Raw genomic sequence first — 11,525 nt, 5'->3', positions numbered from 1 at the left:
AGGCGCGCTGGTAAGCCCCGCTCAGCCCAGCAAGCGCGGCAGCTTGAGACGGCGCCGTGTGGCGGGCGCAGATGCAGTTTTGCCCTCGAACTGCTCGGCCGCGCTACGCAGCACTTCGGCAAAACTGGGATGAGGCAGCACCAATTGCGCCAACTCGGCCACATGCAGGCGCCGCTCCATCGCAAGGACGATAATGGCCAGCATTTCGGCCGCCCCAATCCCGACCAGCGCCGCACCGGCAAGGGTTCCGTTATTGTTGACCACGAGCTTGGCGGCACCATGCGCAGCACCCAAGGCGCGGGCCTTCGGGTTCTCGCTCCAGTTGGCCCGCAAGATCTGCTGCCCGGATGCACCGTCGTGCGGCTCCGTGAGGCCGATCTGGGCCAGTTCAGGCGATGTCATCACCAGGGTGGGAGCAAGCTTTGAATTCGAGGTCTTCTTGCCCAGCAGCAGGCGGCCCAACAGCGCTTCGCCGGCGCGGCGCGCGGCATGGGGATGATTCTCGTTGGTAGCGCCGCCCACAGCGCTGACGCGATTATTGGTCGTACGACCGACCGCGCTCACCTTGATCTGCTCTGGCTGCTGGTCTGGGCGGGCGATGCCGGCCTTAGCAAGGTCCAACCCTTCGAGATCAGGGATGCGGCCCGTGGTCACCAGCAGGTGGGAGGCATCCAGCAAGGTGGTTTCGCCTCCGGAGTGCTGGAACTGCACCCCGATGCCCAGCTTGCGCGGCAAAACCGTAATTTCCACATTCTCGTGGAAGGCGATCCCCTCTTCCGCCAAGGCGCGCAGGAGAATGGCTCGGCTCTCCGCATCCGCTTCTGACAGGATCGCCCCGGGCGAGGTTAGCGTCACCTGGGAGCCCAGCCGGGCATGGACCTGTGCCAGTTCGAGTGCTGCGGCATCGCCGCCAATCACCACAAGATGGGTCAGCTTTCGCGTGTTGGCGACAATGGTGTCGGGGGTGAAAAACGGCACATCCTCCAGCCCGGGAATCGCCGGAATCTTCGGGGTGGCCCCCGTTGCAAGAATGAAGTGGTCGGCCCGGATGGTGGTCTGGCCGACAACCAGCGTTTGCTTGTCTGCAAATGCCGGGGCACCGGTGCGGATAACAATGCCAAGCGCCTGCAAACGCTCGGTCGAGCGCTCGGGGGCTAGTTCCGCCACGACGCGACTCACCTGCTCGCTAACCGTGCGGTGGTTGATCTTGGGCGGATCGCCGGCAAGACCGACCGCAGGGCCAGTTCGCCAGCTGTGGGCGCGCGCAGCGATACCGGCCAGGGCAGCTAAGGCCGCTGTCTGGGCCACTCCATCGCCCGCCTCGGGGTGACCGCGATCCACCAGCACTACGCTCGCGCCATAGCGGCGGGCGCGACACGCCAGTTCCACGCCCAGCGATCCGGCGCCAATGATGCAGAGATCAGGTTTGCTCAGTTCCGCCATTGCCGCTGGCCAAGGTAAAGATAGCGCGTTATGGGGCGATCCGCGGTTGAAAACAACAGCGCTCCGCTCTCCCCAGCCGATCTTGCGCAAGGGTGTGGTGGCGCGTTGACTTGCCGCCCCGTTTTGCCTATAGACGCCACCAACCGGCACCGTCCGAGCCCCGCGCTTGACCTGTGCCCCCATTTTCTTGCGCAAGCAGAGCCAATAAGAGGAACCGGGCGCAGGCGCGGTTTGATGTTATGAAGCGTACATATCAGCCCAGCAAGCTCGTGCGTGCCCGTCGCCACGGGTTCCGCGCCCGCATGGCAACCAAGGATGGTCGCGCGATCATCAACAAGCGTCGCCGCGACGGTCGCAAGAAGCTCACGGCCTGAGTGCCGCTGGCCGGATGACGGCCGTGGATGAAGCCGTAAGTTCCTTGCGTCGGCTGCGTAAGCGTTCGCAGTTTTTGCGGGCCGCCCGGGGCAATCGCGCCGGGCGTTCCGCCTTTTCGCTGCAGGCCATTGCCGCGGCGGATCCGGATGCGGGCATCGGCTTTACAGTTACCAAAAAAACGGGCAACTCGCCCCAGCGCAACCGCATCAAGCGCAGGCTTCGTGCGGCTGCGACCGAATGCGCGCCTTTTTTTCGGCCCGGCCATGATTATGTAATGGTCGGCAGGCCCGAAGCGCTCAGCGAGCCTTTCATTAAGCTGGTCAAGGACCTCGGCATCGCCATTGGGCGGGTGCACCAGGAGCGCTCACCAGACCAGCGCAACCCTTCGGGCCGCAGTGGCCACCGGAATCCCCGACCATGACAGACAACCGCAACGTGATCATCGCCATCATCTTGAGCATGGTGGTGCTGTTCGGCTGGCAGTTCTTTGTGGCAGGGCCGCAGCTGGAGCGCGCCCAGCAGCAGGCGCAGATCGCGGCGGAACAGGCCCAGAGCGAAGCGGCGCTCGCGACACCCGCGACCACCGAAGCGGGCACATCAGTTGCACCTGGCGCCATTGGTGCGGATGGCAACCCTTCTTATCCCGATCGCGAAACCGCCGTCGCGGCAACGCAGCGCATCACGATCGACACGCCTGACCTGCTCGGCTCGATCAACCTGACCGGCGCGCGGATCGACGATCTCGAACTCAAGCAATATCGTGAAACGGTTGAGCCGGATTCACCCATCATCACGCTGCTGACTCCGGCCGGCGCGCCCAATGCTTACTTCATCGAGCAAGGCTGGGTGGCCGCTGGCGGCGCCAATGTCCCGCTGCCCACCGCGCAAAGCGTATGGACGCTCGAAGGCGACAATACCGTTCTGACGCCCGAAACGCCGGTCACGCTGCGCTTTGACAATGGGGCGGGCCTTATTTTCCGGCGCACCTTTGCGGTGGACGAGCATTACCTGTTCACCGTCACCCAGAACGTGGAAAATCTCAGCCCCACCCAGGTGTCGCTGTTCCCCTATTCGCGGGTTGTTCGGTATGGAACGCCCAAGGTGCAGAACTTCTTCATCCAGCATGAAGGCCCGCACGGCGTCCTTGGCTCGAACAATCTCGTTTCGCTGAAATATAGCGATCTGCAGAAGGATCAGCGCCGCCAGATCGACAACACGCAGGGCTGGCTCGGCTTTTCGGACAAGTATTGGGCAACCGCCGTGCTGACCAACCCGCAGGCCAGCATCAACGCGCTGTTCTCCTGGAAGAACAATGCCGGCTATGACGATTACCAGACCAGTTTCGTGGAAACGACGCCGGTTGTAGTGCCACCAGGCGGCAGCGCCACGCACGAGACCTATGTCTTTGCCGGCGCCAAGGAAGAAGCCGTTATTGCCTCCTACGAGCAGCAATATGGCTTTGACCGGCTGGAGCTGTTGATCGACTGGGGCTGGCTGCACTTCATCACCAAACCCATGTTCCACCTGCTGACCTTCCTGCATGGTGTTCTGGGCAATTTCGGCCTCGCGGTCCTCGCGGTGACCGTGATCGTCAAGGCGATCTTCTTTCCGCTGGCGAGCCGTTCCTATGCCTCCATGGCGGCAATGCGACGCGTGCAGCCAGAGATGAAAGCCATCCAGGAGCGCCTCAAGGACGACCGTCCCGCCCAGCAACAGGCGATGATGGAGCTCTACAAGAAGGAAAAGATCAATCCGCTGTCTGGATGCTGGCCGATCCTGATCCAGATCCCGGTGTTCTTCGCCCTTTACACCGTTATCTTCATTAGCCTTGAAATGCGGCATGCGCCATTCTTTGGCTGGATCCGCGATCTGGCTGCGCCCGATCCCACCAATATCTTCACCCTGTTCGGCCTGATCCCCTGGGATCCGACCGCCCTGCCCCTGATCGGTGGCTTCCTGCATCTCGGCGTATGGCCCGTGATCATGGGCATCACAATGTGGGTGCAGATGAAGCTCAATCCGCCGCCGCCAGATCCGACTCAGGCGATGATCTTCAACTGGATGCCAGTGATCTTCACCTTCATGCTCGGCACCTTCCCCGCAGGTCTCGTGATCTACTGGGCCTGGAATAATACGCTCTCGATCACGCAGCAGTGGTTCATCATGAAGCGGCACGGCGCCGAGGTGAACCTCCTAGGTAACATCCTCGACAGCTTCAAGCGCAAGCCCAAGGCCGCCGAGCCGCCCAAGGCGTAATCGCCAAACACCACTATCCATGCTAGAGCCCGCCGGAGCCACACCGGCGGGCTCTGCCTTTTGAATGACGAGACCCCATGAGCGCACCAGACTATTCGCCCGACATCATCGAAAAAGGACGCCTGCTCTTCGCGCGCCCCTTTGTGTTCGTGAAAGGCTGCGTACGCATCGCCGACCTGCCGCCCATGGACAAGGTCGAGATCGCCTTTGCCGGGCGGTCGAATGTGGGCAAATCCTCGCTGATCAATGCCCTTTGCGGCACTTCGGGGCTCGCCCGCACGTCCAACACGCCCGGACGGACGCAGGAGCTCAACATCTTTGAGAGCACCAGCGCCGAGTTGCGCATCGTTGATATGCCGGGCTATGGCTACGCCAAGGCGCCCGAAGACAAGGTGCGCGCCTGGACCAAGCTCATTCACCAGTATCTGACCGGGCGGGCGACGCTGCGCCGGGTTTATGTGCTGGTTGATGGCCGCCACGGCCCCAAGGACAATGACCTGACGGTGATGAACGAGCTCGACAAGTCGGCCGTCAGCTACCAGATCATCCTCACCAAAGCCGACAAGCCTTCGGCGGAAGAGCTCAAAAAGGTCATCGCGGCGACCCAGGCGGCGATCGCCAAGCGCCCGGCGGCTCACCCGCAGGTGATCCTCACTTCCAGCGCCAAAGGCGATGGCTTGCGCGAACTGCGCACCGAAATCGCCATGCTGCTCGAGAGCTGAGCCCCCGCTCAGCGGCTGGCAAGGAAGCTCGCGATATAGCCCGCCACTGCCCGGCTGTCCGATGGCGTCGTGAAGGATGCACGCGCGGCCGCAACGACATTGTCGGCCGCAACGCCCTGACGCAGTTCAGCCAAAGCCAAAGCGTAGTCGTCGGTGAATTCGGGATGAGGCTGCAGGCTAAGCGCGGCCCCGTTGCGGTAGATCAGGCCGGCATTGGGCGTGAAAGCTGACGCGAGCAGGATCTGGGCTTCGGCGGGGGCCGTGATCACCTGATCCTGGTGCGAACAGCTGATCGCAAAGCTTGCTGGCGCCGCGCCCATGAAGGCGGGTTTGGCCACAACATCATAGCGGTGACGCCCGATACCCCAGCCTTTCTCGGATTTGCGCACCGTGCCGCGCAGTGCATCGGCCATGATCTGGTGACCAAAGCAGACCCCGACCATGGGTGTGCTCCGCGCATAGGCCCGGCGGATGAAGTCGCGCAGCGGATCGAGCCAGGGCAGATCGTCATACACCCCGGCCGATGAGCCGGTAATCAGGATGGCTTCCACCCTATCGAGGTCGGGCGGAGCGGCACCTGCTCCCACAGGCACCACATCATAGCTAAAATCGGCGCCGGCTTCCTCGAACATGCGCCGGAACATCGATGAATAAGGCCCGAAGCGCGAACGCAGTTCGTCGGGGACTTCGCCGGTCTGCAGGATTGTGAGTTTCATGAGGATGCCGATCGGATGGACCGTCGATCCTTATCGGACAAGCAGTTGCCCCTGCAAGACCGAGCTACGCCGTGGCGGGGACAAACCGCATCGCAACCCCATTGATGCAATAGCGCAAGCCGGTCGGGGCGGGACCATCCTCGAACACATGGCCCTGGTGGCCGCCACAATTGGCGCAGTGCACCTCGGTTCGGGTCATGAACAAAGAAGCATCCACTGAAGTGCCGACACCCCCTTCGATGAAGGTGTAAAAGCTGGGCCAGCCGGTGCCGCTATCGAACTTGGTGGCGGAGTCGAACAAGGCCTCGTCGCAACCGGCGCAGTGGAAAATTCCGGTGCGATGCTCGTCATTGAGCGGGGAGGTGAAAGCGCGCTCGGTGCCTTCGTGGCGCAGCACATCATAGGCGGCGGGCTCGAGCTTGGCCTGCCATTCGGCGTCGGTGAGCTTGAACGGAAAATCGCCTTCAGCGGCGCTGCTGTTGGCGGGGCGCAGCATCGAGAAGGCGCCGAGGGCTGCAACAGCACTGCCACCAAGCAAAATGGTTCGACGGGAAACGGCCACGGCATGCTCCTCAAAAAACCAGAACCGCCTGTGCGGCGGCGCTGATGGTGCAGTCTAGGTAGCGCTTGAAGGCTGCGCATCACAAGATTTGGTGAGGGTCCGCCCGAAGGCGAACCCCCTCAGCTTAGGGCGGGTGCGGCCGCCCCTCGCTGATTACATGTCCGACTTGGGCGTCAGCACGGCGTCGATCACGTGGATCACGCCATTGGACTGGATCACATCGGCAATGGTGACATTGGCGACGGTGCCGTTTTCGTCGGTAACGGTCACGCCGCCATCAGCTGCAGCGAGGGTCAGCGTGCAACCGCCAACGGTCTCGACTTCGTGCTCGCCGCCATCTTCCTCGACCATGGAGACGATGTCAGTGGACAGCGCCTTAGCCGGGATCACGTGGCAGGCAAGGATGGTCGCGAGCATTTCCTTGTTTTCGGGCTTGAGCAGGTTTTCGACAGTCCCTTCAGGCAGCGCCTCGAAGGCTTCGTTGGTCGGGGCCAGAACGGTGAACGGGCCCTCGCCCGAAAGCGTATCCACGAGGCCGGCGGCCTTTACGGCAGCAACCAGGGTGGTGTGATCAGCTGAATTGCTGGCGTTCTCGACGATGTTCTTGTCGGCAGACATGGCTGCGCCGCCGACCTCAGGATTATCCTGGGCAAAGGCGACGCCGCCAAAGGCGACGCCGCCAAAGGCGGTAACCGAGAGCATGGCGGTAACAGCAAGTGTGGAGAGCTTCATTGTAGAGTTCCTTCCTCGTGATTGTTTGCCCGTTATTGGCTCGGACATGGGAAGGTACGGAGGCCTGCCGTGGGCAGTTTCGGCGATTTCAGCACCGAAACCGAGAAAAGCGCTGAAACTTTTTGCCGCTCGGGTTCGTACGCCGGCAGCGCGTATTGCTTGAGAGACGACGTAGAAAAGGGCGCGAACCAGGTCGCGCCCTTGAACCACCCGAGCTAAGCAGAGGCCTCTGCTAGATGCGAGTGACCTGGCCCTGCGCCACGATCGGGCCGGTGGCCACCCCGGTGGGCGAGCCACCCTTGGGCTCTAGCGTCAGCGCCAGGCTCGAGCCTTCGCCCCAATGCTCGAGGATTTCGGGAGAAACCTTGACCTCGATCGCCTCGCCAATGGGCACAACGCCCATGGAGATCACGCTGTCATCCTCGATGGCCCAGAGTTCGAGGTCCTGGTCGGCCGCGGTTGCCCCGGAAAGAGCAGTCAACCGCAACGTTCCCGCGCCGTCGTAAAAGGCAAGGAAGCGAACATCGCTGCCTTCGGCCTCGAGCGCCGCCACCAATTGGGTCGTCAGCGCCTCGGCGCTGAGTTCGGGGCGCAGCAGGTTCGCGCCGATGGCGAACACGGCGATCGCCGCCGCTCCGGCCGCCACAGCGCGCCAGAACGCCAGACTATCCCAGAAACTGCCCCAGCCCCGGGCTGGCTCTGGCTGGCCGAACAGGCGCCCCTCGATCCGCGCCAGCAATCGCGCCGGCACCGGCGCTTCGGCGAACTCGGCATCCAGAGCGGCGAAGCTGGAGGTCCAGAAGTGCTCTTCTTCCTGCAGTGTCCGATCATCGGCGATCATCTCTGCCATGCGACGATGCTCATCCGGCCCGAGCAGCCCGAGCACATATTCGGCAACAAGCGCGCGTCGCCCGCTGGCATCTCCGCCGCTCTGATCACCCATGCTCATGCCGAAAGACACTCTCTTAATCTGAGCAAACTGCGCCGCAGCCAGGTTCGCATCGTGTTCAACGGGATGCTGTGCCGCTGGGCCAGCTCCTCATAGCTAAAGCCATCCAGATAGGCGCCGCGAACCGCTTCGGCCCGGTCGGGCTCGAGGGTTTGCAGGCAACTATCGATCTGCCCGCGGACCTGGCGATCCGCGGTCGCCTGCTCGGGGTTGGGTGCGTCGTCCGCAATATCGAGCGCCGTGTCGATGTCGTCGGCAACAGGGCGGCGGGCTCGCAAAATATCGAGCGAATGGTTGCGCGCCACGGCCACGAGCCAGCTGATCGGGCTGGTATGGCCAGGAACATAGCGATCGGCGCGCTGCCAAATCTTTACATACACCTCCTGGATAGCCTCTTCGGCTTCCGAGCGGTCCTTCAAGATACGCAGCACGACGCCGAATAGTTTCGCGCTGGTGCGCTCGTAAAGGCTGCGGAACGCCGCGCGATCGCGCAAGGCACAGCGGGAAATCAGCTCGGCGATCTCGGGGCTCGGTGTCTGCATAACCTGTGTTGTAGCGGGCGGCGGCAAATCCGCAAGGGCTCAGCGCATCGAGGCGTTGGCAAATGGCCGATAGCGTCTTTTCCTTTGCCGCGTCATGCTCTAGACCCTCAACCGTCTTTTGGCCCGCTTTGGGGAGAAATGGTCTGTCCATGACGCAGGAAAACAACACAGTCGACCGGTTCTCCCATGATGCGGGGATCCTGGCTCAGGCGCTGCCCTATATGCAGCGCTATGAAGGCAAGACCGTCGTGGTCAAGTATGGTGGCCATGCCATGGGCGACCAGGCCCTCGGCCAGGCCTTCGCGCGCGACATCGCGCTGCTCAAGCAATCCAAGGTCAATCCGATCGTGGTGCATGGGGGCGGGCCGCAGATTGCGTCCATGCTCAAAAATCTCGGCATCGAATCCAAGTTCGAAGGTGGCCTGCGCGTCACCGACCAGCGCACCATGGACGTCGTGGAAATGGTGCTGGCCGGCTCCATCAACAAGGAAATCGTTGCCCTCATCAATGCCGAAGGCGAATGGGCGATTGGCCTCTGCGGCAAGGACGGCAACATGGTCTTTGCCCGCAAGGCCGAAAAAAAGGTGCGCGATCCCGGGTCCCATATCGAGCGCGTGCTCGATCTGGGTTTTGTCGGTGAGCCGGTGGAAGTGGACCGCACCCTCCTTGACCTCCTCGCCCGCTCCGAGATGATCCCGGTGATCGCGCCGGTCGCTCCCGGGCGCGATGGCATGACCTACAACATCAATGCAGACACCTTTGCCGGGGCCATTGCCGGCTCGCTCGGCGCCAAGCGCCTCCTGTTCCTGACCGACGTGCCGGGGGTGCTCGACGCCAATGGCAAGCTGATCCCGGAACTGTCGGTGCGCGAAGCCAAGGCGCTGATCGCCGATGGCACCATTTCGGGCGGCATGATCCCCAAGGTCGAAACCTGCCTCGAAGCGCTCGACAATGGCGTTGAGGGCGTGGTGATCCTCAACGGCAAGACCCCGCATGTGGTACTGGTCGAACTCTTCACCGAGCATGGGGCCGGCACGCTGATCGTGCGCTAAGCCGGGCCGTTGTCACTGCCCAAAACACGAAGGCCGCCCCGAGGGGCGGCCTTTTTTTAGTGTTCCACCACCACTTGCGGGGCTGGAGCGCCCTGCCCCTGCCCGCCGCCACGCTTGAACAGCGGCACCGCCAGCAGCACGAGGAGGAAACTGGCCACCTGGTACCAAAGGGCAAAGCTCGCCGCATCGGCAAAGGCGATCTGGGGCATGTTGCCGGCGGCCAGTTCGCTCCCCAGCCGGCCAAAGAACATCTCGCCCACCAGCGCAATGCCCAAGGCACCACCCACTTGCTGAAAGGCCTGCAGCGCCCCCGATCCGGCCCCCGCATCGCGCGGCGGCACATAGCGCAGCACCAGCTGGAAGAGGGACGAAAAGCCCAGGCCCAGCCCGATGCCCGCAATCAGCAGTGGGGCGAGGAAGCTCCATTGATCGATGCTGTCGCGGGCGGCCGCAATGATGAAGTGGAGCCACAAGATCCCCGAGGACAGCAGGATGCCCGAGGCGGCGAGCCGGCTGCGCAGCTGGCGCGAACCCAGCCGCCCGGCAATAAACGAGGCCAGCAGCACGCCCACCGAAAAGGGCGTATTGGTCAGCCCCGATTGCAGCGGGGTAAAACCGAAGCCCGATTGCAGCAGCAGCGAAATCACCATGAACATGCCCGGAATCCCCGACGCAAAGACGGTGATCACCAAGGCACCAAACATGAAGTCCTTGTTGGTGATGAGGTCGAAGTTGAGCAGCTGTGGCTCGCCGAGGCGCGCCCGGTTACGCGTCCAAAGCGTAAAGAGGACGAGCCCGACCACCCCAGCCACAATCATCGCAAAGCACCAGGCCGGCCAGCCATAGGCACGTCCTTCGATGATGGGAAACACCAGCAGCACGATGCTGGCGCCGAACAGCACGATGCCGACATAGTCATTCTTGAGCCCGGCATGGCCTGGCAATCGGGGGATCAGCAGATAGCCTGCAACAATGGCGGCAATGCCCACCGGGATGTTGACGAGAAAAATCGGCTGCCATTCCAGACCGAACAGATTGGCGGAAATCAGCAAGCCACCCAGGATGGGTCCGCACACCGAAGCGAGGCCCGCCGACAAGCCGAATAGGGAAAAGGCCTGTCCTCGTTCATGGGGCGGAAAGGTCACCGTCGCGATGGCCAGCACCTGCGGCGTCATCATGGCGCCGGCAAGACCCTGGATCACGCGGGCGATGATCAGGAATTCGATATTAGGCGCCATGCCGCAAAGCGCTGAAGCGGCAGTAAAGGCGCCGACGCCCCACAGGAACATGTGGGTGCGGCCCACAATGTCGCCCAGCCGCCCGAACGGCAGCAGGCCTAGGGCGAAAGCCAGCACAAAGGCGGCAACCACCCATTCGATCTGGCTGTCGGTCGCCCCCAGCCCCTCGCGCATGCTGGGCAGGGCCACATTGACGATGGTCACATCGATCAGATTCATGAAGTTGGCGATCAACAGCACGAACAGCGCTGGCCAGCGCCGGGGATCGGCCGTGTCGGGCATGGCCGCCGACGCGGGATTAGCTGTGGACATGATCTTGCTTTCCTTGGACAGTGGTGGGAGCGCCAAAGGCGCGCTCAAGCTCGGCAAAGATGTGCTCGAGCGGGGTGCGAAGCGGCGTCCATAAACGCCAGTAATCGGCAAGGGTGCCGGTGGTGATGAGGGCAGCAGCCAGCGGGTCGAGGTCGGCGCGGAACGAGCTATCGGCGATGCCGAGCTCGAAGATCTCGGCGAACTGGCTACGCCAGAAGTCGTGGATGGGCGCCATGATCGCAGCGATCGCTTGATCGCGCCGGGCGCGCTCCATCATTTCGGTCAGCACGATGATAAGTTCGGGCGTTTCTTCCACCGTTTCGCGGAAGTCGTCGAATTCCAGGCGCAGCTGCTCCAGGGCACTCTTGCCGGTACGGGGCCGGCGTTCGGCCTGGGCCCGGAAGTCGGCTCGCAAGCTCTCGGCGACGAGGGCAACAAGGGCTTCCTTGCTGGGCACGTGATAGTGCAGGGTCGCGATGTTGATACCCACGCGAGCGGCAATGTCGCGCGTACGCAGGCCCCCCAGCCCGCGCTCAACAATGATTGCGCGCGCCGCCAGCGCTACGGCGCGCCGACGGTCATCGCCGCTGCAACGTTTGGGAAGGGGTTCGCTGGACATCGCGCTC

13 protein-coding genes are annotated in these 11,525 nt (G+C 62.9%); 5 read left to right on the top strand and 8 right to left on the bottom strand.

Annotated features, from left to right (window positions below):
• Positions 1 to 21 precede the first annotated feature (21 nt).
• Positions 22 to 1,443: an NAD(P)/FAD-dependent oxidoreductase gene (locus HRQ64_RS04470; RefSeq protein ID WP_172122361.1), complete on the bottom strand. Its 1,422-nt coding sequence runs from the start codon at positions 1,441 to 1,443 to the stop codon at positions 22 to 24.
• Positions 1,444 to 1,682: 239 nt separating this feature from the next.
• Between HRQ64_RS04470 and rpmH the strand changes: the two genes are divergently transcribed.
• The 4 genes from rpmH to yihA all read left to right on the top strand — a co-directional run bounded on the left by rpmH (position 1,683) and on the right by yihA (position 4,796).
• Positions 1,683 to 1,817 carry a 50S ribosomal protein L34 gene (gene rpmH / locus HRQ64_RS04465; protein ID WP_127751898.1) on the top strand — a complete coding sequence of 45 codons (135 nt, stop codon included), beginning with the start codon at positions 1,683 to 1,685 and terminating at the stop codon, positions 1,815 to 1,817.
• A 23-nt stretch (positions 1,818 to 1,840) separates the two neighbouring features.
• Complete coding sequence (gene rnpA / locus HRQ64_RS04460) at positions 1,841 to 2,239, top strand: ribonuclease P protein component (RefSeq protein ID WP_349236668.1); 399 nt, start codon at positions 1,841 to 1,843, stop codon at positions 2,237 to 2,239.
• On the top strand, positions 2,236 to 4,074 hold the full coding sequence (gene yidC / locus HRQ64_RS04455; RefSeq protein WP_172122360.1) for a membrane protein insertase YidC: 1,839 nt from the start codon (positions 2,236 to 2,238) through the stop codon (positions 4,072 to 4,074). Before rnpA ends, yidC begins: the two co-directional genes overlap by 4 nt.
• Before the next feature lie 77 nt (positions 4,075 to 4,151).
• On the top strand, positions 4,152 to 4,796 hold the full coding sequence (gene yihA / locus HRQ64_RS04450) for a ribosome biogenesis GTP-binding protein YihA/YsxC (protein WP_172122359.1): 645 nt from the start codon (positions 4,152 to 4,154) through the stop codon (positions 4,794 to 4,796).
• Positions 4,797 to 4,804: 8 nt separating this feature from the next.
• Here yihA and HRQ64_RS04445 read toward each other — a convergent pair whose 3' ends face one another.
• The 5 genes from HRQ64_RS04445 to HRQ64_RS04425 form a co-directional block, all read right to left on the bottom strand.
• Positions 4,805 to 5,512 carry a type 1 glutamine amidotransferase gene (locus HRQ64_RS04445; RefSeq protein WP_172122358.1) on the bottom strand — a complete coding sequence of 236 codons (708 nt, stop codon included), beginning with the start codon at positions 5,510 to 5,512 and terminating at the stop codon, positions 4,805 to 4,807.
• Between the two features lie 64 nt (positions 5,513 to 5,576).
• A complete protein-coding gene (msrB, locus tag HRQ64_RS04440; protein WP_172124829.1) occupies positions 5,577 to 6,008 on the bottom strand; it encodes a peptide-methionine (R)-S-oxide reductase MsrB in 432 nt (143 codons plus the stop codon).
• 219 nt (positions 6,009 to 6,227) lie between these two features.
• Positions 6,228 to 6,776, bottom strand: coding sequence for a fasciclin domain-containing protein (locus HRQ64_RS04435; protein WP_248308236.1), 549 nt, complete (start codon positions 6,774 to 6,776; stop codon positions 6,228 to 6,230).
• Positions 6,777 to 7,038: 262 nt separating this feature from the next.
• The gene (locus HRQ64_RS04430; RefSeq protein WP_172122356.1) at positions 7,039 to 7,755 is read right to left on the bottom strand and encodes an anti-sigma factor; all 717 of its coding nucleotides are present in this window, start codon (positions 7,753 to 7,755) and stop codon (positions 7,039 to 7,041) included.
• Complete coding sequence (locus HRQ64_RS04425; RefSeq protein ID WP_172122355.1) at positions 7,752 to 8,297, bottom strand: sigma-70 family RNA polymerase sigma factor; 546 nt, start codon at positions 8,295 to 8,297, stop codon at positions 7,752 to 7,754. Before HRQ64_RS04425 ends, HRQ64_RS04430 begins: the two co-directional genes overlap by 4 nt.
• A 149-nt stretch (positions 8,298 to 8,446) precedes the next feature.
• Here HRQ64_RS04425 and argB point away from each other — a divergent pair, with 149 nt between their 5' ends.
• A complete protein-coding gene (argB, locus tag HRQ64_RS04420; protein WP_127751890.1) occupies positions 8,447 to 9,349 on the top strand; it encodes an acetylglutamate kinase in 903 nt (300 codons plus the stop codon).
• A gap of 56 nt (positions 9,350 to 9,405) precedes the next feature.
• On the opposite strand, the gene HRQ64_RS04415 is transcribed toward argB, so the two are convergent.
• Both HRQ64_RS04415 and HRQ64_RS04410 read right to left on the bottom strand, forming a co-directional pair.
• Complete coding sequence (locus HRQ64_RS04415; protein WP_172122354.1) at positions 9,406 to 10,899, bottom strand: DHA2 family efflux MFS transporter permease subunit; 1,494 nt, start codon at positions 10,897 to 10,899, stop codon at positions 9,406 to 9,408.
• Positions 10,886 to 11,518, bottom strand: a complete 633-nt coding sequence (locus HRQ64_RS04410) for a TetR/AcrR family transcriptional regulator (protein WP_172122353.1) — start codon at positions 11,516 to 11,518, stop codon at positions 10,886 to 10,888. Before HRQ64_RS04410 ends, HRQ64_RS04415 begins: the two co-directional genes overlap by 14 nt.
• Positions 11,519 to 11,525 lie beyond the last annotated feature (7 nt).

It is taken from the genome of Devosia sp. 919 (assembly GCF_013185965.1).
In the GTDB taxonomy this organism is placed as follows: Bacteria; Pseudomonadota; Alphaproteobacteria; order Rhizobiales; family Devosiaceae; genus Devosia.
Note: the sequence above shows the minus strand (reverse complement) of the source record. Positions and strands in the feature narration are given on the sequence as shown.